This is a genomic window from Acinetobacter amyesii (assembly GCF_023499985.1).
Classification (GTDB): Bacteria; Pseudomonadota; Gammaproteobacteria; order Pseudomonadales; family Moraxellaceae; genus Acinetobacter; species Acinetobacter amyesii.
The window spans coordinates 234002-257385 of record NZ_JAMCOU010000032.1; the positions used below are offsets into that span (position 1 = coordinate 234002).

The 23384-nt window shown below is 41.3% G+C and carries 20 protein-coding genes; 10 read left to right on the top strand and 10 right to left on the bottom strand.

Going from position 1 to position 23384, the window contains the following annotated elements; genetic code table 11:
* Positions 1 to 2 precede the first annotated feature (2 nt).
* Together M5F03_RS10995 and M5F03_RS11000 are read right to left on the bottom strand one after the other, a co-directional pair.
* On the bottom strand, positions 3 to 932 hold the full coding sequence (locus tag M5F03_RS10995) for a RipA family octameric membrane protein (protein ID WP_249708337.1): 930 nt from the start codon (positions 930 to 932) through the stop codon (positions 3 to 5).
* A gap of 63 nt (positions 933 to 995) precedes the next feature.
* Positions 996 to 3890, bottom strand: a complete 2895-nt coding sequence (locus M5F03_RS11000) for a valine--tRNA ligase (RefSeq protein WP_249708338.1) — start codon at positions 3888 to 3890, stop codon at positions 996 to 998.
* Positions 3891 to 4074: 184 nt separating this feature from the next.
* Here M5F03_RS11000 and M5F03_RS11005 point away from each other — a divergent pair, with 184 nt between their 5' ends.
* The 3 genes from M5F03_RS11005 to M5F03_RS11015 all read left to right on the top strand — a co-directional run bounded on the left by M5F03_RS11005 (position 4075) and on the right by M5F03_RS11015 (position 6688).
* Positions 4075 to 4746: a hypothetical protein gene (locus M5F03_RS11005; RefSeq protein ID WP_249708340.1), complete on the top strand. Its 672-nt coding sequence runs from the start codon at positions 4075 to 4077 to the stop codon at positions 4744 to 4746.
* Positions 4747 to 4790: 44 nt separating this feature from the next.
* Positions 4791 to 5597 carry an SDR family oxidoreductase gene (locus tag M5F03_RS11010; protein ID WP_249708342.1) on the top strand — a complete coding sequence of 269 codons (807 nt, stop codon included), beginning with the start codon at positions 4791 to 4793 and terminating at the stop codon, positions 5595 to 5597.
* 74 nt (positions 5598 to 5671) lie between these two features.
* Positions 5672 to 6688: a hypothetical protein gene (locus M5F03_RS11015; RefSeq protein WP_180129190.1), complete on the top strand. Its 1017-nt coding sequence runs from the start codon at positions 5672 to 5674 to the stop codon at positions 6686 to 6688.
* Positions 6689 to 6721: 33 nt separating this feature from the next.
* Here the strand turns inward: M5F03_RS11015 and M5F03_RS11020 are convergent, their stop codons facing one another.
* The 8 genes from M5F03_RS11020 to sdsA all read right to left on the bottom strand — a co-directional run bounded on the left by M5F03_RS11020 (position 6722) and on the right by sdsA (position 17439).
* Positions 6722 to 7165, bottom strand: coding sequence for a YbjQ family protein (locus M5F03_RS11020; RefSeq protein WP_249708344.1), 444 nt, complete (start codon positions 7163 to 7165; stop codon positions 6722 to 6724).
* Positions 7166 to 7168: 3 nt separating this feature from the next.
* Entirely contained in the window at positions 7169 to 7525 is a 357-nt protein-coding gene (locus M5F03_RS11025; protein WP_078192212.1) for a YbjQ family protein, read from the bottom strand.
* A gap of 150 nt (positions 7526 to 7675) precedes the next feature.
* On the bottom strand, positions 7676 to 9130 hold the full coding sequence (gene adeK, locus M5F03_RS11030; RefSeq protein WP_249708381.1) for a multidrug efflux RND transporter AdeIJK outer membrane channel subunit AdeK: 1455 nt from the start codon (positions 9128 to 9130) through the stop codon (positions 7676 to 7678).
* Complete coding sequence (locus M5F03_RS11035; protein WP_111885287.1) at positions 9130 to 12309, bottom strand: efflux RND transporter permease subunit; 3180 nt, start codon at positions 12307 to 12309, stop codon at positions 9130 to 9132. Before M5F03_RS11035 ends, adeK begins: the two co-directional genes overlap by 1 nt.
* A gap of 12 nt (positions 12310 to 12321) precedes the next feature.
* Positions 12322 to 13587, bottom strand: a complete 1266-nt coding sequence (locus M5F03_RS11040; RefSeq protein ID WP_249708345.1) for an efflux RND transporter periplasmic adaptor subunit — start codon at positions 13585 to 13587, stop codon at positions 12322 to 12324.
* Between the two features lie 42 nt (positions 13588 to 13629).
* On the bottom strand, positions 13630 to 14226 hold the full coding sequence (locus tag M5F03_RS11045; RefSeq protein ID WP_180025810.1) for a phosphatase PAP2 family protein: 597 nt from the start codon (positions 14224 to 14226) through the stop codon (positions 13630 to 13632).
* Between the two features lie 152 nt (positions 14227 to 14378).
* On the bottom strand, positions 14379 to 16430 hold the full coding sequence (locus tag M5F03_RS11050) for a site-specific recombinase (protein ID WP_078192207.1): 2052 nt from the start codon (positions 16428 to 16430) through the stop codon (positions 14379 to 14381).
* Positions 16431 to 16461: 31 nt separating this feature from the next.
* Positions 16462 to 17439 (bottom strand): All-trans-nonaprenyl-diphosphate synthase, encoded by a 978-nt coding sequence (gene sdsA, locus M5F03_RS11055; RefSeq protein WP_078191391.1) that lies wholly within the window; start codon positions 17437 to 17439, stop codon positions 16462 to 16464.
* Between the two features lie 459 nt (positions 17440 to 17898).
* On the opposite strand from sdsA, the gene rplU reads away from it, so the two are divergent.
* From rplU to serS, 7 genes are all read left to right on the top strand, one after another.
* Complete coding sequence (gene rplU, locus M5F03_RS11060; RefSeq protein WP_078191390.1) at positions 17899 to 18210, top strand: 50S ribosomal protein L21; 312 nt, start codon at positions 17899 to 17901, stop codon at positions 18208 to 18210.
* A 19-nt stretch (positions 18211 to 18229) separates the two neighbouring features.
* Positions 18230 to 18484, top strand: coding sequence for a 50S ribosomal protein L27 (rpmA, locus tag M5F03_RS11065; protein WP_067764378.1), 255 nt, complete (start codon positions 18230 to 18232; stop codon positions 18482 to 18484).
* Between the two features lie 181 nt (positions 18485 to 18665).
* On the top strand, positions 18666 to 18836 hold the full coding sequence (locus M5F03_RS11070) for a hypothetical protein (protein ID WP_180034466.1): 171 nt from the start codon (positions 18666 to 18668) through the stop codon (positions 18834 to 18836).
* Between the two features lie 92 nt (positions 18837 to 18928).
* The gene (locus tag M5F03_RS16650; protein ID WP_283773884.1) at positions 18929 to 20047 is read left to right on the top strand and encodes a YadA family autotransporter adhesin; all 1119 of its coding nucleotides are present in this window, start codon (positions 18929 to 18931) and stop codon (positions 20045 to 20047) included.
* Between the two features lie 232 nt (positions 20048 to 20279).
* Positions 20280 to 20975 (top strand): outer membrane lipoprotein periplasmic chaperone LolA, encoded by a 696-nt coding sequence (gene lolA / locus M5F03_RS11095; RefSeq protein WP_111885313.1) that lies wholly within the window; start codon positions 20280 to 20282, stop codon positions 20973 to 20975.
* Positions 20976 to 21136: 161 nt separating this feature from the next.
* The gene (locus M5F03_RS11100; protein WP_249680430.1) at positions 21137 to 21928 is read left to right on the top strand and encodes an RsiV family protein; all 792 of its coding nucleotides are present in this window, start codon (positions 21137 to 21139) and stop codon (positions 21926 to 21928) included.
* A gap of 117 nt (positions 21929 to 22045) precedes the next feature.
* A complete protein-coding gene (serS, locus tag M5F03_RS11105; protein ID WP_249708346.1) occupies positions 22046 to 23317 on the top strand; it encodes a serine--tRNA ligase in 1272 nt (423 codons plus the stop codon).
* The last annotated feature ends 67 nt before the right edge of the window (positions 23318 to 23384 follow it).

A 23384-nucleotide genomic window follows, 5' to 3' on the forward strand; every position in this document is an offset into this window, starting at 1 on the left:
ATTTATTTCTCTATGTTTTCTTTGCACCATTTAAAGATGCAATATGCTGAATCTTCTTCTTTATATCTATTATCATCGTAACCATCATCTCGATTAGGCGGTAGATTTTGATTGCGAATATCTATACTAGCTACGGATTTACCTGGGAAGCCCGTGAAGATACGATGTGATATCGTATTGTTATAAATCCAATCACCAATAAACGTAGACGATATAAATAAGAACAACCAGCTAATTAATAGTAATCTTCCGGTTTGTACAGGGATTTTACTAACCGATGGTTTTGTTAAAATTCGAGTTTTTGATCTAGTAAAAGGAAAGTATTTTATAAGAAAATCGACTATAAAATTTTTTTTCCAAAATTCGGCAGGCGCTTTAAAAGTTTTAATTGTAGTACCATCTATTATTTCTTCTTTCCAATATTTTGATTTTTTTTCTTTATCTTTATAGAAATTCGTATAGATACTATTTTTAACTTCAATTAAATCTTTATTGAATAGAGTATGAAAATCTGTAGTATTTTTTACATCTGCATAAAATTTTCTTAATCTTTCCTCAGCTTCATATACTTGAATCTCCCAATATTCTTGCCAGAATTTTGCCCCAGCGGCGATTTGCATTTGAAAAAATGATATAAAAACACCTACAAAACAAACAGCTGTATGTATAAATGGGACGGTATTATTTGAATAAATAATACAAGCAATTAGAACACCTTGAAAAATCATAAAGAAGTTATTTCGTTGAACTAATTGAGTAATCTCAAAATTACGGGTTTTAACAGCAATATAATAGAGTTTCTTTAGTCTTTCTTCCTGCTCTTTTTCTTTATCTTCGTTTGTTTCCCTTAACTTAGTAATTATTGTGAGTAAGTTATTTCCTTTTTTGAAAAATGGTGAGCTGAGATTAGATAAAAATTCAAATTTTTTCATTTAAAAAATAAAGGACTGAATAATCAGCCCTTTATACACAAATTAGATCAAACTAACAACACATTAAAGCGCCGCAATCTGCTCCATATTCGCTTTAATCTTCGCTAACTGGTCAGCAAATTCAGCAAGTTTCACTTTCTCACCTTCAACTACAGCAGCAGGTGCTTTCGCAACAAAACCTTCGTTAGAAAGTTTAGTCGCAATTTGGTCATGCTGTTTTTGAACCTTGTCTAAGTCTTTTTGTAGACGACCCAATTCCGCTTTAGGGTCAATTAAACCCTTCATTGGAACAAATACAGATACATGACCGACTACAGAAGATGAAGACAATGGCGGTTGTTCGCCGTCAGCAAGGAAAGTAATGCTTTCAACTTTAGCCAACGCAGTGAACAACGCTTCAATACGTGTGATCTGTGCTTTTTCAGCATCAGTCGTGTTTTGAAGTAGAACAGGCAACAAGCGAGCATTACCTAGACCCATCTCACCACGGATGTTACGCACCGCACCAATCAAACCTTGAAGCCATTGCATATCTGCTTCAGCTTGTTCGTTGATTTTCGCTTCATCTGCAACAGGGTACTGAGCCAACATGATGGTTTCGCCAGAAATGTTGAGTTTCGGCGCAAGTGTTTGCCAGATTTCTTCTGTTAGGTAAGGCATCAACGGATGAGCCAAACGTAAAGACGCTTCCATTACAGCAAGTAGGACTCGACGCACTTCAGCTTTACGCTCAACCGATACGTTTTCATCATTTAGAACAGGCTTAGTCAGCTCTACATACCAGTCACAGTATTCATTCCAAATGAACTCGTAAATCGCTTGTGCAGCCAAGTCTAAACGGTAAGTCGCAAATGCTGTTTGCACCGCTTGTTCCGCTTTTTGCAGACGGCTCACGATCCATTGTTCAGGCAATTCCCAAAGGTCTTGACGTACTTCTTGACCAATCACTTGCTCTTCGCAGTTCATCATCACGAAACGGGTAGCGTTCCAGATTTTGTTGGCAAAGTTACGGTAACCTTCAACACGTTTCATGTCGAACTTGATGTCACGACCTGTGTTTGCAAGCGCACAGAATGTGAAACGAACAGCATCTGTACCGTAAGATTGAATACCTTCAGGGAATTCTTTACGGGTCGATTTTTCAATCTTCGCGGCTTGTTTCGGGTTCATCAAACCTGTGGTACGTTTTTGTACTAAAGTTTCAAGATCAACACCGTCAATCAAATCTAATGGGTCAAGCACGTTGCCCTTAGATTTAGACATTTTCTGACCTTCGCCATCACGAACCAAACCATGTACATACACAGTTTTGAACGGAACTTGCGGTGTGCCATCTTCATTTTTCATGAAGTGCATGGTCATCATGATCATGCGGGCAACCCAGAAGAAGATAATGTCGAAACCTGTTACCAGTACATCAGTCGGGTGGAAAGTATTTAAGAAATAGTTTTCTTTATCTTTCGCAGCGTCGCCAGTCCAACCTAGAGTTGAGAACGTCCAAAGACCAGAAGAGAACCATGTATCAAGCACGTCTTCGTCTTGTTTCAATTCAACTTCAGGCGCAATGCCATTTTTCGCACGAACTTCAGCCTCGTCGCGACCGACAAATACGTTGCCTTCAGCATCGTACCAAGCAGGGATACGGTGACCCCACCACAATTGACGTGAAATACACCAGTCTTGAATGTTGTTCATCCACGCCATGTACATGTTGCTGTATTGCTCAGGTACAAATTTGATGTCGCCATCTTTAACCGCTTTAATTGCAGGCTCAGCAAGTGGTGCAATTTTTACGTACCATTGGTCTGTTAGAAGTGGCTCAACGATCACGCCTGAGCGGTCACCACGAGGTGGCTTCAAGGTATATGGTTGAATTTGGTCTAACCAGCCTTCAGCTTCCGCTTGAGCAACCAATTTTTTACGTGCTTCAAAACGGTCTAAACCAATGTAGTCCGCAGGTGCAGGAATGGTTTTAGAAATTTGCTCGCCCGCTTTTGCGATGTATTCAAACTCAGCAAGAACTTCAGCATTTTTGTTGAAGATGTTGATGATTGGAAGTTCACAGCGTTTGCCCACTTCATAGTCATTGAAGTCGTGTGCAGGCGTGATTTTTACACAGCCTGTACCAAATTCTTTGTCTACATATTCGTCTTTAACGATTGGAACTGCACGGCCTGTAATTGGCAAGATAATGTTCTTGCCAACAAGCGCTGCATAGCGTTCATCATCCAGTGCAACTGCAACAGCGGTATCGCCAAGCAATGTTTCAGGACGTGTTGTCGCCACAACGATGTGGTCTTTACCATCGTGGGTGCGGATTGATTTGTCTTCAAAGAAATATTTGAAGTGCCAAAGTGAACCTGCTTCTTCTTTATCAGACTCAACTTCTAAGTCAGAAAGGGCAGTTTGTAGTTTAGGGTCCCAGTTTACAAGGCGTTTACCACGGTAAATTAAGCCTTCTTCATGTAGCTTAACAAAGACTTCTTTAACCGCGTTAGAAAGACCTTCGTCCATGGTGAAGCGTTCACGTGACCAGTCTACAGATGAGCCTAGACGACGAATTTGACGGGTAATGTTCCCGCCAGATTGTTCTTTCCATTCCCACACTTTTTCGATGAACTTTTCACGGCCTAGGTCGTGACGGCTGATGCCTTCAGCGCCCAATTGACGTTCAACAACCATTTGCGTTGCGATACCGGCATGGTCAGTACCCGGCTGCCAAAGGGTATTTTTGCCAGACATACGGTTATAACGAGTCAACGCATCCATAATGGCATTGTTGAAACCATGACCCATGTGCAAGCTACCAGTGACGTTTGGTGGCGGAATCATAATACAGAATGAATCACCTTTTTGAGATGGCTTGAAGTAGCCTCTCTCTTCCCAAGTCTTGTACCATTTTTTTTCGATCTCGGTCGGATCGTAGGTCGTAGCAATATTTTGCGCTGAATCAGTCATAGTCTAAACAGATCAAAAGTGGATAAAAAATTAGATCTATTGTAGCAAAAAAAATGGTGAATTAGGGATGTTGGGCGAATGTTAACTTTTAGGATTTGGCAGTAAATAAAAGAGTCCGTATGATAGGACCTAAGATAAGAAGTATCCATTGATCCCAAAACTAAGATAAAAGGAGCAATATCAAATGACTTATTCTATTTCGTTAAAGATTCAACCTACGACATATCAACGTTTTGAGATGATTCATCAAAAACTCAATGCAGGTGAAACAGAAAGTCAGTCCAAAGCCTTAGGGGATAATTTAGCGGATATTGCATGTGAAATTTTAGATCAAGTTTTTGGCCAAATGGCGCGCATGAATAAGTCTGGAGACAATGAATCCGAAAAAATTATTCAGCAAATACGTGAAACGACCCGTAAATATATGCCGTGGTCGGTGTCTTTTTTCAGCAATGACCGCCTTGTACCGATGGTAAATTATTTATATGGACGTTTTTACAGCGAAGATGGTCAGCATTATATGCATTATCCGATCGATGCCTCTTTAGCCACCGACTTGCTTGCCTATGTCAGTCAAATGAAAGAAGGGCAGAATCAATATGTCCCACTCGCATTGAAGGCATTTACACAAGTGGTCGATGCCGGGGTGACGCATTTGGTGCGAGAACCGAAAAAAATGCTGAAATTTAACATGGTGGTGGATAAAACTTTAACCGGTGTCATCAATCTCACCACGCAACTCGGATATAAACGCTTCGATAAACTCGGCAAAATTTATGATGCACAATCGATGAGTCAGTATTTTGACCATTTTATGGTGTTTTTGAACAATGAGCCTGTACTACGTAAAGCATAAAATACATATAAATGAATAAATTAGTTATTTAAAAGGATGTCAAAATGGCAAAACGTGATGATTTGAACGGAAAAGTGGTATGGATTACTGGGGCATCGTCAGGTTTGGGTGAAGCTTTAGCAAAAGAATGTGCTTTGCAAGGGGCGCAGGTCATTTTGACCGCACGTCGTTTTGAAGAGTTGGAAAAAGTCCGGGTTTCATTATTACATCCAGATAAGCATCTTTCAGTGTGTGCAGATATTACCAATGAAGAACAAGTTCGCCATGCTTATGAACAAGTCCTTGCGCATAAAGGTCGAATTGACTGGCTAATCAATAATGCGGGATTGAGTCAGCGTGCATTGATTACGGATACGACTATGCAAACTGAACGTGCCATCATGGAAGTAGATTATTTTTCGCAAGTCTATTTAACCAAAACCGTTTTACCGACATTTTTAGCACAAAAGTCTGGTCGAATTGCTTTTGTTTCAAGTGTTGCAGGCTTATTAGGGACACAATACCGCGCGACCTATTCTGCTGCAAAAGCTGCCATTCATATGTGGGCGAACAGTCTACGTGCGGAAGTTGCGGATCAAGGGGTGGGCGTATCGGTGATATTCCCCGGATTTGTCAAAACCAATGTTTCATTTAATGCACTCAATGGTGTAGGCAAGCCACAAGGGCATCAGGATGAAGCCATTGAAAATGGTCTAGAAGCCAATGAGTTTGCCGAAACGGTGGTGCAATCTTTGCAACGTGGGGAAGAATACATCGTGGTGGGTGGTTCTAAAGAAAAGCTCGGTGTTTGGGTATCTCGATTATCACCGACAACGTTATATAAAATGATTCGTAAAACCAAAGTGAAGTAAATTTTATCAAGTTTAAATAGTTTAAAAGTCACTCTTAACAGTGACTTTTTTAATGAGTAACGAGATTATAAGAAATGAAAAAGAATAATTTTAACAAATGGGGAATAGCCATCAGTTTGTGCGCAATCATTGGTGCAATCGGTACAATGGCATATTTTTATTTTAAACAGAAAACTCAAAAAATTGAGCAGAAGTCAACGCTCGAAAAGCCTGAAAAAGAAATAGGAACTGTATCAGAACCCGTTATTGAATCTGTTGAGATTGAACCTAAAGTTGAAGCGGCGAGTGCAGAAGTTGTTATGCGAGGACCAAATGAGGGGTGGTTACCGATCGAAGCACTGTTTGATGAAAAAGGATTATTGAAGTCTGAGTATTACAGTCAAAATCCTCAAGATTCAGATGTTGATAAATTACCTTATAGCTCGAATAAAATTGGTGATTTTAAATGGCGAGCTGAATTTCATCCTGTTGATGATTTTAAAGGCGATCAGGCTAGATTCAAAGATCAATGTTTTGGATATTGTGTTTTAGTGAAAGGTAAGTTGCTGACCAGTGTTGAATCGACTGTATTTACGGGCGCATTTATTGCGAAAGATCATTTGATCGAAGTGATTGCACATAAGGGGAGTGGCGCATATATGCCTGTCAACTATAGCTTTATCAAAATCGATAAAGCTGGTAATGCAGAGTTAATCTCAGATGATCATAATTCTTACAAAGATCAATTGGCTCGTATCAATCATTCGGGACTCGAGATTGACTTAAAACCATTTAGAAAACTTCAATATTTTCTTCTAATGAATGAAAATGGTTTAAATGTGTCGATGCAAAAACCCAATAAGGTGGATGTCGAACCGACTCAGTGTAAAGAGTATTACGAAGGAACATTAGAGGCATGTCCAACTTTATATGGATGTAAAGCTGACATTGTGGTGCAAGATCTGGCACGTGCTTATGCTGGAGATGTTGCATTTAGTTATCATGATCCAAATATTGATGAAAAGAAATTTAATGAAGTTTGCTTTAAAGTTTGTCGCAATGAAAATGTGAGTTATGAAGAGTTTGAAAACACATTGTGTAAAGTAAATTAAATAGTAAAAATGAATTGGGGAGAAGTAGAGAGATCAGATGTCTCTCTTTTGAATTGCTGTTCCATACGCAAAGACTTCGACCATGCCGCCTTGCATACCCAACTCAGTGGTGCTTAAACGCAGGCCCATAATTTGGTTTGCGCCCATCTTTTCAGCTTCTTGCTTTAAACGCACCACGGCTTCACGACGTGTCCGATCGACGATGCTTTCATAACTGGTTAAACGTCCGCCAAAGAAGTTCTGAATATTGGCAATCACATATTTAAAATAATCATGTGAAATCACTACATTACTTGAAATCAGTTGTCCGAAATGTTCAGTAGTTTTAAAGCGGTTGTTGTCTATGCGAATATGCGCCAATCGCTTTTCTTGAGCTTCGAGTTCTTTGAGATGCTTTTGTTCGATATGGCGACCGAAGCCCCAACCAATACAAAAGAGCACCACAAAGATCAGGACTTTAAAAATAAAGGCATCCATGACTTAGTCCTGAGTTGGAAATGGGTCTGGGAGTTTTGCTGAGTTGGCTTCTACGCGAACTGCCGTGCCATACACAAATAATTCAGAGGCGCCTTGAGCAATATTTGAGGTTGAAAAACGGATACCGACGACCGCATTCGCGCCTAAGGCACGTGCTTTGTCAATCATACGGCTCATAGCTTCTTGACGGGATTCTTCGAGTAGTTCTGTATAACCTTTGAGTTCACCACCCACGATATTTTTTAGGCCAGCCATAAAGTCACGACCAACATGTTTACTGCGGACAGTACTGCCATAAACGACATCAAGTTGTTGTGTAATGGTATGACCCGGAACAGATTCAAGATTACTTAAAAGCATTTTTAGTTATCAATATAAAAAGGTGAATTGAAGATAGGAAACTCTTCAGCAAAAAGCAATATGTTCATTTTTATTTTGTAGCTCCGATCTAAAAATGAAAAAGCCCACCGAAGTGAGCTTTTCAAATATTACGGGCTAGGCTAAATCAAATTATTGTTTTGATGCAGCTTTACGCTCAGCAGTAGAAGGTTGGTATTGCACAGCATCAGAAGTGTTGGCTTTGATACCACCACCAAGTGTTTTATACAATTCAACTTGGTTGTTGAGATTTGCTTGTTCAAGCAACAACAAACCTTGCTCAGCTGCATAAGATGCACGCTGCGCATCCAGCACAGTTAGGTAGCTATCAATACCAGCACGGAAGCGGGCATTTGATAGTTTGTACGTTGTATTGGTTGCATCAACTAAACGGCGCTGTGCTGCAATACGGTCACCAATGTTTTGGCGAACTGCAAGCGCATCATTCACTTCACGGAAAGCTGACTGAACTGATTTTTCATAATCAGACAATGCAATTTTCTGGTCAGTTTCAGAAACTTTAATATTGGCCTGACGTGTACCCCAGTCGAAGATTGGAATATCTAGGCTAGGGCCAGCAGACCATACAAAGTTGCCTGATTTAAATAGATCACCTAAGTCCGTTGAAGCATAACCCGCAGAACCTGTCAGACTAATCGTAGGGAACAGACGTGCTTTAGCTGCACCAATGTTCGCACCAGCAGCAGACAGTTTATATTCAGCTGCACGTACATCTGGACGGTTGTTCAACAAGTCACTTGGAATACCAGAACCAATGGTATTGGTCGAAGTAATTCGACTGACACGTTGATTTGGCAGCAAGTTCGCAGGCACTTGTTGACCCACTAATAGGTTCAATAAGTTTTGCGCTTGAGCAATTTGAGTCTTGTAATTCGCAACATCATTACGTGCAGTTTCTACAGAAATTTGAGCCTGACGAACAGGAACTTCACTGTCAATACCGACATCAAAACGCTTTTTGTTGAGGTTGTAAGATTCAAGCTGAGCCTTTAAGGTTTGATCCGCAAGCTTCAAGTTTGAGTTAGCGTATGCATAGTTTAACCATGCTTGAGCCACTTGACCGATCAACGCAATTTGTGTTGCATCACGGGCACTTGCAGTTGCAAGGTAACTGTCTAAAGCATTGTCTTTTAAGCTACGTACACGACCCCAAAAATCAAGTTCATAGGCAGTGACACCTAAACCGACATTGTAAGAAGTTACAGGCTTTTGCGTATTCAACGTGTCTTGACGAAGTACGCTACCACTTGCACCAATGGTTGGTAATTGACCATTGGCAGTGATTTGATACTGTTGCTGTGCACGTTCAATATTTAAAGCTGCGGTACGCAGGTCACGGTTATTGGCTAAAGCTAAGTCAAGAACTTGTACCAGACGTTGGTCAGCAAAGAAATCTTTATATCCTTGTTCAGCAACAGAAGTACCAGAAGCACTTGCTGTGTAGCTTTCGGGGATATTGGTCTGAACAACCGGCTCTGGACCACGCATGCTTTGGCAGGCAGCCAAAGCAAGCGCAAGTGAAGAAACCGCAATGCTACGACCTGCAATAGACCATACATTTTGCATCACGATAAATGCTCCTGATTATTTTGTTGTTTTGGTTTGTACTTAAAGATACTTCGGATCCATACGTAGAACACAGGAATAAAGAAGATACCAAGTAGGGTAGAACTGATTACGCCACCCAATACACCATAACCTACAGAGTGCTGGCTACCTGCACCTGCACCCGAAGAAAGCGCAAGAGGAAGTACACCAAAACCAAAGGCTAAAGTGGTCATGATAATTGGACGTAGACGCATTTTAGCGGCATGCAAAGTTGCGTCAAACAGATCTTCACCTTTTTCTTGAAGTTCTTTGGCGAATTCTACGATCAAGATCGCATTCTTCGCGGACAAACCAATGACGGCAATAATAGCCACCTGGAAGTAAATGTTATTCGCCAAGTTTGGATTTTTGAAGAACACCATTCCAAGGAAAGTCAGTAATAACGCACCCAATACACCTAATGGTACAACCAGTAATACTGAGAACGGAATAGACCAGCTTTCATACAAGGCAGCAAGACATAGGAAGACGATTAACAATGAAAGTGCGTATAGGAATGGTGCTTGTGCGCCAGACTCACGTTCTTCTAGAGATAAACCAGTCCATTCATAGTCAAAGCCTTGAACGCCCATCGAAGGAAGTTTTTGTACAATTTCTTCCATCGCTTTCATCGCGTCGCCCGAACTTACACCTACACCCGGTGAACCTTGAATGTTCACAGATGCGATACCGTTATAACGTTCAAGACGTGGTGAACCATAAGTCCATTCGCCAGTAGCGAAGGTCGAGAATGGAACCATTGTGCCTTGGTTGTTACGGACATACCACTGGCTCAGGTCTTCAGGCATCATACGTGCCGCAGCTTCACCTTGTACATAGACTTTCTTCACACGACCACGGTCAACGAAGTCATTGATGTAAGAACCACCCCATGCCATACCCATTGTGGTGTTAATCTCAGAAATACTCACACCCATTGCACCAGCTTGAGCTTGGTCAATCGTGATTTTGTACTGTGGTGTATCTTCTTGACCGTTAGGACGAACACCCATGAGGCGTTTATCTTGAGCAGCCATACCGAGCACCATATTACGGGCATCGATAAGTTGTTGATGAGTTTGACCTGCAGAAGCTTTTAACTGCAAGTTGAAGCCGGCAGTTACACCCAATTCAGGCATTGCTGGTAATTGGATTGGCATGATGTATGAAGCATCCTTCACGATCATGTTCAATGCCATACCACGTTGAATAATCGCACCTACTTGAGATTCAGGTGATGTACGGTCTTCCCAATCTTTTAACTTGATGAATGCAAGACCTGCGTTTTGACCTACACCTGTGAACGAGAAACCGGCAACACTGAATACAGAATCGACATATTTTTCTTCGTTTTTCAGGAAGTAATCGGTCATTGCAGTGACAGTTTTATCCGTACGCTCAAGTGAGGCATTCGGTGGTAACTGTACCAGTGTCATTACAACACCTTGGTCTTCTTCAGGTAAGAATGATGATGGTAACTTTTGGAATAAAAGCACTAATAAGCCGATTACAACTGCATAAATCACACCAGAGAAAATCTTGTGGTGTGTCATGAAGTTCACGCCGCCTTGGTATTTATGCGCAACTTTATCAAAAGAGCTGTTAAACCAACGGAAGAAACGGGCAAAGATATTGTTGCTTTCAGGTTTGTTTGGATCATGTTGTTTCAACATGGTCGCACATAGGGCAGGGGTAAAGGTCAATGCCACAATCAATGACAGAATCATTGCTGTTACCAGCGTGATTGAGAACTGACGATAAATTACACCTGTCGTACCACCGAAGAATGCCATCGGCACGAATACAGCGGTTAACACAGAGGTAATACCGATTAAGGCACCCGAGATCTGTTTCATTGAGATTTCAGTTGCAGTCACTGGGTCAAGATGATCTTCAACCATAACACGTTCAACGTTCTCTACGACAACAATCGCATCATCCACGAGGAGACCAATCGCCAGTACCATCGCGAACATGGTGAGTGTGTTGATCGAGAAACCAAACATGTTAATGACAGCAAAAGTACCCAATACCACTACAGGTACAGCCAATGTCGGAATAATCGTTGCGCGCCAGTTCTGTAAGAATAAGAACATCACAAAGAATACAAGAATCACGGCTTCTACAAGGGTATGTACAACACTTTCAATCGATAACTTAATGAATGGAGTCGTATCAAATGCAAGCGTGTCTTCTAAACCTTCAGGGTAGTTTGGACGTAGTTCTTTTAAACGTGCTTCAACAGCTTCGGCTGTGTCTAATGCGTTTGCACCAGTTGCTAGTTTGATCGCTACACCACCAGCAGGTTTGTTGTTGAACTTAGAGTCGAACTGATAGTTGTCAGCACCTAATTCAACACGTGCAACATCACCTAAACGTACCTGAGCACCATCACTACTGTTACGCAGGAAAATGTTTTTAAACTGCTCTGGTGTTTGCAACAAACTTTGTGCTGTAACTGTCGCGTTCAGTACTTGACCTTCAGTTGCAGGCGCACCACCTAACTGACCAACAGCAACCTGAGCATTCTGTGTACGGATAGCCGCAGCCACATCACTCGGTGTAACTTTCAGGTTTGCCATTTTGGCTGGATCTAGCCAAATACGCATCGCATAAGAACCACCGAATACTTGGACTTCACCTACACCTGCCACACGGCTGAGAGGTTCAGAAATATTCGAGTTTACATAGTCCTTAATGTCGTCCGCAGTCAACTTACCCGATGGTGAGTGGAATGCTACAACTTGTAGGAAGCTTGCGCCAGATTTGGTGACTTTTACACCTTGACGTTGTACGTCTTCAGGTAATAGCGCTGTCGCAGACTGGAGTTTGTTTTGGACTTGAACTTGGGCGATATCTGGATCGATCCCTTGTTCAAAGTTCAATGTAATAGATGCCTGACCGTTACCCGCACTGTTTGACGAAATATAACGTAAGCCATCCAAACCATTCATTTGTTGTTCAATGATTTGGGTTACGGTGTTTTCAACTGTTTCTGCAGATGCACCAGGGTAAGTCGCAGAGATTGAAACCGTTGGCGGCGCAATGGTCGGATACTGTGCAATTGGCATATTTGATAGCGTGAGTACACCCGCCAACATAATCACCAATGCAATCACCCATGCAAAAATGGGGCGATGAATAAAGAATTGAGCCATTCAGTCTACTCCCTATGCGTTTGAAGTAGCTTTTTGTTCAGTTTTAGGCGCTGCTTGTTCTGCGGCTTTAGCGTTTGGCTTTGCTGCAGCAGGTTGTTGAGCACCTTGAGGTGCAGCAGCCTGAGGTTGATACGGTTTGGCTACAACTTGTTGCTCTGGCTTAACTTTCGCAATACCGTCAACAATCACTTTATCGCCAGTGTTTAAGCCTTGAGTCACGATCCAATTCGAACCTTGCGTACCAACAGTGGTTACAGGACGAGATTCAACAGCACCTTTTGCATTCACAATCATTGCAATCGCTTGACCTGTTGGGGTACGCGTAATGGCAGCTTGTGGAATGAGGTAAGCGTTTGGAATCACACCTTGAACGATGCGAGCATTGGCAAACATACCCGGAAGTAATAAATGGTTCGGGTTAGAGAACACAGCGCGAAGCGTAACCGTACCTGTATCTGGGTTTACACTCGCATCAGAAAATGCAAGACGACCTTCAATTGGGTATTCGCTACCATCTTCAAGACGTAATTTCACTTTGGTGTTATTACTGCTGTCCAAGTTGCCTTTGCTTAACTGTTGGCGTAGACGAAGAAGTTCAGCACTTGATTGGTTAATGTCAACGTACATTGGATCAAGACGTTGAATTGTGACTAATGGATCAGCTTGAGATGCAGTAACTAATGCACCAGCAGTCACAGTTGAACGGTTTGTTTGACCCGAAATTGGCGCACGTACAGTTGAATAACCTAAATTAATTTCTGCATTTTTAAGTTCTGCCTGAGATGCAGCAACGTCTGCTTCAGCCAGTTTAACTTGAGCAACAATATCGTCGTATTCTTGTTTTGAAATCGCATTTGAGCCAACAAGCTGACGGTAACGACCTTCTTTAACACGTAACACGTTTAGGTTTGCTTGTTGACGTGTTAAAGCAGCACGAGCACTGTCAGCTGAAGCACGGTTTGTACGCGAGTCGATCTCGTACAAGGCTTGTCCTTCGCGAACATAGCTACCTTCTGCAAATAGACGTTTCAGTACTACACCACTGGTTTGTGGGCGTACTTCTGAAATTTCATAGGCAGATGTACGGCCTGAAAGTTCAACAGATTGTTCAACGCTTTGCGGTTGGGCAACAATGACACCGACTTCAGTTGGTGGCATTTGCTGTGCAGCAGCAGCTTGCTGTGCATCTTTAGGATCTTTGCTACAACCAACAAGTGCAATACTTGTTGCCAATGCGCAAGCAGTCAGGGCAGGAGCCCAAAGCTTTGCAGACATCATTGTTCCACCTCAATTAGATATTTATCTAAATTATTCATTTGTTTACGCTTTACTGATTTTGATGTAACTCAAATAAAGTAGCGCGATCCAAATAAAACTTATGCTCCAACCGGATAAGACATCTGTCGGAAAATGAACCCCAACATATACTCGCGAAACACCCATACACAGCATCCATAACAATGCCAAAATGGTGATCAAGCGATGTTGAGCATGTTGTCGGTAAATCAAGATCATCAGACACGCAAGCGATGCAGCATAACAACTGTGTGCACTTGGGAATGAACTCCCGTAAGACGCTACAAGATAGTACATTTCTGGGGGACGCGGTCTGGTGAACGTAAATTTAAGCAACCATGCAAGGCCGATACTTCCGAAGATCCCTATACTGATAAAAACAATCTCTGTATATTTTTTATACCACGCAAAGTGTAAACACCATAGCGTGGTGAAAAATAATACAAAAGGCATGCCGCCTAGCGCCGAAAGTCCGATGGCAATTTGATTAAAAACAGCAATACGGTGCTGACTCATCCATTCCACGATACTTAAATCTAATAGATTTAAATAGCTAGAATAAAGCGACAACACACTGATAATTAATGCAAAAAAACCAACAAACAGTAGCGTTCGTGGCATATTTTATTCCTTGTCATTTTAACCGGTTTGAGCTCGGTTAATTAATGGACTAAAGTGTACTCATCAGTACACTTTATTTCAAGTATGTGTAAATCATACTGATTTTATTTTTTGTGTTCATTTACATCTTACTAAAATAAAACACAAATCTGCTAATGATTGTTCTTACTGGCTTGTGTGCCATCTTCAACTTCAAGTGGGGTTTTCGGTGGCCAGAAAAAATCACTTGGTCGCGTTAGAAAATGAGTCATCACCAGTTTAGCCAGTGGTTTCCATTGTTCAAATCTTACGCGACGTGCCCGTAGTGCCACAATAATGGTTAACGTGAAACTGACGAATAAGTTAGTCAGACCGATCAGAATAACCCCTAAGAATGACACAATGATTAAGCCAATGTCTGGTGAACCATTAATATTGATGAGGCCTTGTATGAAGTTGGCCGAGGCGAAGGCGATATGGCGAATATCTAAAGGTAAACCAAAAATAAATCCAATTGTTCCCATACTGCCCAGCATGATCCCGAATAAGAAGTTACCTGCTAAAGCACCTAAGTTTCGCTCAATGTAAGCGGCAAGCTTATCCAGTCTCTCTTGACCCATGATGCGTTTTAACTTTGGATGTGCTTGAATCCGTGGTCCAACTTTGCGATAGATCGCCATGTTGTCAAAGTACCCAGCAAGCAAACCTGATAAAAACAAACATACTCCAGCTATCGCAGCATGTGGCACAGCCAGTGAGGTAAATGGATTGAGGTCGTGTAAGGTTTTAGCTGCTTTTGCATGATTCATTAATGGCTCATGTAAAGCCATATCCCAACTTAAGGCGATCAATGCCGCGACCGGAATCGCAATACTGATGTTGCCTAAGATTGCAATAAACTGGGTTCGAATGATGTTAATAATTAGCGCGGCAAGTTCGGCAATCTGCGCCATTTTCGAGCCTTTACGATGCTGAACCGTCGAGGCAAGGGCGGCAGCTGTCATCGCAGGCTGTTTAGTGGCAACAGTAAAATGTAAGACATGAATCAGCATAAAGCCGAAAGAGTAGTTCAGACTATATGAAATGGCTTGCATGAGCGGTGCCATGCTGACACGGGCCATCAGCACTTTTAAAGTTGCCATACATGCAATGATCACACCGGCACCTGCCGCAGATCGGTACATGCTCATAAAGCCTTGTTTGTCCGTACTTACATAGTGTTCGCCGGTTTTACTTGCGTTTTCGGTGACTTGTAGGGCAACCAATTCACTATTGGTGGCGAGCAAATCGCGCACACTGCGCTCGCTATAAATCGCTGACGTCACATCACTGAGTAAACTACCCATAGACACATAGCGGACATCATCTTCTTCAACAATCAGGTTGAGTAAGATTTCTAAGCGATCTAAACACTGTTCTAAAAGCGACAATAAGTAAGTCAGGCTGACACTTACACCAATTCGTTTGGTCGCACGCCGAATCTTCAGCACCACATCACGACATTGTTCCAGCATTACCAACGCTTGAGAAGCATCTGGCGGTAGCACAGCACTCATTTCTTCAGCACTTTGATGGAGCTTTTTATACTGCTGAATAAAATCATTTATTTCACGGTTTTGCACCAAAAAAGGTGATTCATATTCGGTCAGTTCAGGCTGTGCATTAATAAATTCAGGATATAAGCCAATACCACTTACCCGATAGGACAAAACGGTAATAGCTTTAATTAACTCACGGCGAATTTTCTTTTTTTCTTCCTGATTGCTATGACCTTGGTTAAACAATCGAAAGAGCTGCATCCATTGCTGATCATCAATACTGTCCAGCCAATATTTGTCGCTATGACGATAAAAAACTCGACGGACTAAATCTTGTAATTGAGTTTCGTCATTGATCAGAGGAAGAAAATGTGCGCCAAGCCGTTGGAACAGTTGTCCCCAGAAACCATCGAGAGACAAAATACCCGTGTCCGCATATAAACTGGTTTGTTTATATCGGCTAATGAGTTTTAGGACAAAACTTTGCAGGGTAGAGGCTGCATCTGGCGTGATGAGTAAAGCTTGGATGAAAGCCTGAAATTTTTTCTTAATTTCGTCGGTATTTTTTGTATCTTCTGGTCGAATTCGGTTGACCAATTCGATCAGCAAGTTTTCATCCAGCACAGCCCGAGGGGTATCGAGCTGTTGCTGCATGGTCAAAAAGATATCATTGAGTTTTATATGCATAGGCAAGGGGAATTACGATGAATATTGTTAATTATTGAATTCGGTGTAATGCCAAGTTTGCGAGGTTGATTAAAGCTTGACGATATTCAGTATCTGGTAGCGCTGCTAAAGCGGCTAGTGCTGCCTCAGTTTCTTCAGTCGCTCGTTGGCTACAATAATCAAGTGCCCCAGAGCTTTGTACAATCTGAATAACACGCTCTAAATCTGCCGTACCACCTGTGGCAATACTGCGGCGAATAATGTCATGTTCTTCGCCAGTGGTATTCTTTAAGGCAGAGATTAAAGGTAAAGTTGGTTTACCTTCCATCAAATCATCGCCAATATTTTTACCTAATGTTTCAGCATCTGAGGTGTAATCTAAAATATCGTCAATAATTTGAAAGGCATTTCCAAAGTGTCCCGCAAATTTTCTAAGCGGTTCACGGTACTCTGGTGTACCAGTCAGAATCGCTGCACCTTCGGTAGCGAGCTCAAATAAACGCGAAGTTTTACCGTGAATAATATCTAAATAGGTTTGTTCAGTAGTTTCGGGTTGGTGCTGTGATTGAAGTTGTAAAACTTCACCTTCAGCAATTTCACAGGTACCCGTTGAAAAGTCTTTGAGTAATACTTTGCTGTCTAGATCCACCAATAAATCAAAAGCTCGTGAAATTAGAAAATCCCCCACTAGTACGGCAGTTTGATTATTCCATGTCGCATTTGCGGTTGGGCGACCACGGCGTAAACCCGATTCATCGACTACGTCGTCATGTACCAAGGTTGCGGTATGTAGCATTTCAATAATTGCTGCAAGTTTACGGTGTTTTTCTAAATCTTCTGCGCCACATGCCTTTGCTGCAAGTAAGCACATAATGGGACGCATGCGTTTACCGCCTGCTTCAACTACATGTTTACTGACTGCCATGACCAAGGCAACTTTAGACGTGATCCCTTCATTAATAAATTTGTCCATCGCAGCAAAGTCAGTAGCAACAGGCGCGAGAATATCTTGCTTAAAGTCGATGGTCATATGAAGAGAAACCTCAATAATTTTTGAATTACAGACGTAGTGTAGCAATTTGTTATATGAATAACAGATAAGAACTTACTCAATTGACTTAATCTTAAGTGATTTTTTTCATCAAGCGTAAGTATTGTACTTATTTTTTAACAGACTTTTATCTTTAGCATGTTGTTTGAACAGCATGTTGTTGATGTCAGTCCAGTGTATATTAGCGAATTGTTGCTAAAAATCTATGTCAAACCTTGCCAAAAGCATGGTAAGTGAAATAGAGCACTCATTTTAATGGTTTTAATGACACTGTTTATATAATAAACGCATACTCATCTAATATTTTACGGAAATGACTTGTTGTTTTTCGGGTTATCCCTTAAAATCTTTGCCTTTGCGAAACCCCAGTGACGATCGTTTTAAGATCGGTATATCCCTTTACCGGCACGACAACACGGGCATGTTTGGAGTACTTAAATGTACGCAGTAATCCAAAGCGGTGGTAAACAACACCGTGTAGTTGAGGGTGAAACCCTTAAAGTAGAATTATTGAAAGCTGAAACTGGCTCAACTGTTACTTTTGATGACGTGTTGATGCTTGTTAACGGTGACAGCATTCAAATTGGTGCACCAGTAGTAGCTGGCGCTAAAGTAACTGCTGAAGTAGTTAGCCATGGTCGTCACGACAAAATCCGCATCATCAAAATGCGTCGTCGTAAACACTATCGTAAACAACAAGGTCACCGTCAATGGTTCACTGAGTTGAAAATTACAGCTATTTCAGGCTAATTACGAGGAGTAAGTAGACATGGCAACTAAAAAAGCCGGTGGTTCGACTAAAAACGGTCGTGACTCGAACCCAAAAATGTTGGGTGTTAAAATCTACGGCGGTCAATCTGTGACTGCTGGTAACATCATCGTTCGTCAACGTGGTACTGAATTCCACGCTGGTGTAAATGTAGGTATGGGCCGTGACCATACTTTATTTGCAACTGCTGACGGCGTTGTGAAATTCGAAGTGAAAGGCCAATTCGGTCGTCGCTACGTATCTGTTGAAGCGTAAGCTTGAATAGAAAAAAACCCGCATTTTTGCGGGTTTTTTTTCGTCAGAATAAAATGTGAGGTATTTTTTAGATTGTTACAAATGATGTACAAATCAATAAATTCACTATAAATAGTGATTTAAACCACAAAAAAATAAAGAGCGTAATAGAGGAGTACAAATACAAAAAAAGGATAAGGACATGAATAAAATATTGAATACAGTTTTTATCGGTGCTGACTATCAGAAAAGGAATTGTCCTGATAAAAGCCAACAAATTGCATTTGAAAAGACACTAGGACTTGGTGAAATAACTTCAATCGCTATTAAAGCTGTACCAAAATTACTAGCTGTGAGTATTTTATTTTCTTAGGTTCAATTGCATGGGCTGGTGGGAGTGGCTCGTCATATCCTGAGCATACTTGTAATCGTTGCAATAGTGGAATTCCTGGCCCAGAAGGGCCAATGGGACCTCAAGGTCCTGCTGGTGACAAAGGCGATACAGGAGCAACAGGTGCAACCGGAGCTAAAGGTGACAAAGGCGATACAGGAGCAACAGGCGCTACTGGTAAAGATGGACTCAATGGCCGAGACGGCATCGATGGTAAGGATGGGTTGAACGGTCTGAATGGCAGCAATGGTCTAGATGGTGCAAGTGCTTATCAAGTTGCGGTGAGCAATGGTTATGAAGGCAATGAAGACCAATGGTTAGAAAGTCTACGTGGTGCAGTTGGCGCACAAGGACTAACTGGTGAAAATGGTTTCAGTGCGTATGAACTTGCGATAAAAAATGGATTTGTCGGTACTGAAGTTGAATGGTTGTTGAGCTTAAAAGAAACAGATCCGTACATTAAAATTCAATCAAACGTTGCCAATACAGCACCTAAACCAACTGCGAATGGACAAGATGCGATTGCAATCGGTGCAGGTAATAAAGCTGATGGTAATCAGTCTATTGCCCTCGGTGTAAACAATACAGTCAGTGGTGATGGATCTGGTGCTGTAGGTTCAAATAACACAGTCACAGGTAATAATACCTATGTGGTTGGTAACAATATCAACACCTCTGCAAATAATGCTGTTGTACTTGGCAATGGTTCAAGCTCTGACCGCAATAATACGGTTTCCGTTGGCCCGGCTGGTGCAGAGCGGCAAATTATCCATGTGGCAGCTGGTACGGCAGACACCGATGCGGTAAACGTGAAACAAATGCGTCAAGCAGATCTAGAAGTGTTAAATAGTTCAAAAGCATATACAGATCAGCATGGGGCAAATGTACTCAACCAAGCCAATAGTTATACCAATCAACGTGTGAATGAATTGAACCATAATTTCAATAAATTTAAAGATAATGTTTACGGTGCTGTTGCTTCAAGTATTGCAATCGCCTCCTTACCTCAACCCACAGATGCTGGATATAACATGTTCAGTGTAGGTATGGGGACTTGGGAAGGTTCACAAGGCTATGCAGTAGGTTTTAGTGGAGTAACTGAGAGCAATAAATATGTGTATAAATTGGCTGCAATAGGGAACTCTGAAGGTGACTTTGGCGCTGGTGCATCGATCGGTTGGCAATGGAAATAACTCAATATTGGATTATTAAAATTGCTAAATCGTTGTTTAATTATTTGAAAGGCATTTGAATCAAATCAAGTGCCTTTTTATTTTATATTTCTCCATCATGATGAATAAAAAACAGCAATTTGCATTAATAACCATACAAAACTTCTTTTTTTCTCTAAATTTAGTCAATGAAAGTGGTTTAAGATGGAGCCATCTAACAAATTGCGTTGATGCAAATATAAAAGGTGAATCTATGAAAATGCTTCGTAAAACCATCTGTGCTATGGCATTAGGTGCAGCGACACTGGCACCGGTTATGAGTACGACAGTATTCGCGGCACCAGTTGCAGCGTCGGAGCAGCAGGCAACTGCCAATTTGGTGAAACAATTATCGGGTATTAAAAGTTTTACAGCTAACTTTCAGCAAACTACAAAAGTGACCAACCCGAAAGCTACTCAAAAGAAAGGTTTAAGTGCGCAGCATATGAACCAAACTTTTACTGGGGTCATGAAAGTTCAGCGTCCGGGTAAATTCTATTGGGAAACAACCAGCCCATCTAAGCAAACCATTGCGACTACAGGTAAAACAGTTTGGATTTATGACCCAGACCTACAACAAGCGGTACGCCAAAGCTTAGATGACCAAGTTGCGAATACACCAGCATTATTATTGTCAGGTAATACGGCTCAAATCATGAAGTCTTATCGTATTACACAGCCGAATAAGACCAAAACTTATTACACTTTATATCCAAAAAGTGATGATGGTGTGTTTCAAAGCTTAACCATTAGTTTTGGTGCGAAAAATGCGCCGACTTTAATGATTCTCCAAGACTCATTAGGTCAAACAACCCATGTACGTTTCAATAATGTGAAGGTGAATGCGTCTATTCCAGCGTCAACCTTTAATTTTGTACCTCCAAAAGGTACGGACATTATTGATCAATAATTCTCATAATCGAAAAAAAGCAGACATCGGTCTGCTTTTTTTATGGAGAAATGTAAAGCCAGCAAGCTGAATATAAGAGAAATTTAGTAGTATGCTGATATTCACAGTTTGCTTAAATGAAGTGACTTGTGGTTTTGACTGTTGCTATAGGGAATTTTGGGATGAAAAAAAATCATATGAATAATATAGCTTGGGCTGTTTCAGCTGTGGTTTTAATCGGGTCATTAACGGCCTGCCATCCTCGAAATGAACCTGTTGAAGGTGAAACAACGGAACAGAAGCCAGCAGTCGTCGCTGATGCGATTCCACTTATTCAATCTAAATCAGTTGCGATGCAATTACCAAAAGCACAGGCTTGCGATGCGGAAGGCTGTACCCAATATACGATTCAAACGGTTGAAACCAATGTTGATTGGATTAATCAATATTTTACTGATCGGATTAAAAAAGCAGACCCGATTGCATTTTCAACTGAGCCGAATCAAAAAATCGATTTATCAGACAAGACGGATGCAGGCCTAAGTCAAAGTACCACTTCTGTTCGATATATTAGTCAGTGGGGACATATCGCAACTTTTGCAATCGAAAGCTATACCTACGCAGCGCATGCGGCTCATGGTATGTCCCATGTTGAATATGTCAATTTTGATTTAAAAGCCAAAAAACGTTTGGCTTTACAAGATGTATTGGTCAAAGGTGCAGATACGAAAGTGATTAGCGCACTTTTTGATGCCAACTATATGTGGTTAGATAGTCATGATATTGAACGTTCAAAACTTCAGTTAAGCGATAATTTTTATTATGGTGCGAACGGGATTGTATTTGCTTATCCACTGTATGAATTGGCGAGTTATGCAGAGGGCATGCCTGAGCTAAAACTTCCATATTTTACGGCTAAAGGACTATTTAAACCTGAATATTTACCAAGTTTGCCAAATTACGACACCAAATAAGACAATTTGAAGCAAGATTATTGGTTTAATAAGGGGCAGCTGTAAGCTCGGTCACTGTATTTTTGAGTGTTAAGAGCTTACACTATAGCCAGTTTTTTTCTTTACTTAAGATTGGCTATGATCGACCCGAAATTACTCAGAAATAATATTGAGGCTGTAAACTTAGCCTTAGCAAAACGTGGTGTTCAACTTAACGTAGCAGAGTGGGCAGACCTTGAAGCTCGCCGTAAGGGAATTCAGTCTAAAACTGAGTCGTTACAAGCTGAACGTAATGCTGGTGCAAAACAAGTTGGTCAAATTAAAAAAGCTGGCGGTGATGCATCTGAAATCATGGCACGTATGTCTGCTATTGGTGATGAAATTAAAGCCGCAGAAGTTGCACTTTCTGAGCTTCAGGCTGAACTTGAAGCCAAATCTTTATCGATTCCGAATTTACCTCATGAGTCTGTGCCAGAAGGTAAAGACGAAAACGACAATGTTGAAGTTTTCAAATGGGGTACACCACGTCAGTTTGATTTTGAGATCAAAGACCATACTGACTTGGGTGAAATGATGGGCGGTTTAGAATTTGAAACCGCAACCAAATTGACAGGTACTCGTTTTAGCGTACTCAAAGGCCCATTGGCGCGTTTACAGCGTGCAATTACCCAATTTATGTTAAATACACATACCTTGGAAAATGGCTATACAGAAGCGTATGTACCTTATTTGGTTAATGCAGATTCTTTACGGGGTACAGGCCAATTGCCTAAATTTGAAGAAGATTTATTCAAACTTCAAGGCGAAAAAGAATATTACTTGATTCCTACAGCTGAAGTTCCTGTAACCAACTTCGTGCGTGATGAAATCATTGACCCAGAACGTCTACCTTTAAAATATGCAGCACATACGCCATGTTTCCGTAGCGAAGCGGGTTCGTATGGCCGTGATACACGTGGTTTGATCCGTCAACACCAATTTGACAAAGTAGAAATGGTTCAGATTGTAAAACCTGAAACTTCGATGGATGCTTTGGAAGAATTAACGGGTCATGCCGAAGGTATTCTTCAAGCATTAGGCTTACCATACCGTAAAGTCGTTCTGTGTGGCGGAGACATGGGCTTTGGTGCAATCAAAACTTATGATTTAGAAGTTTGGGTGCCAAGTCAAAATACCTACCGTGAAATTTCATCTTGCTCATGCATGGGTGACTTCCAAGCACGCCGTATGAAAGCGCGTTACCGTGCTGACCAAAAGAAAACTGAGTTTGTACACACGCTGAATGGTTCAGGTTTGGCAGTTGGTCGTACTTTACTTGCCGTGATGGAAAATTATCAACGCGCAGACGGTTCAATTGAAATTCCAGCAGTACTTCGTCCATATATGGGCGGTGCTGAATTTATCGATTAATAGTCGATAAAGTGCATACATTTGTGCACAAAAATTGCTTAAGACAATCAGATTTAAACTATTGAGG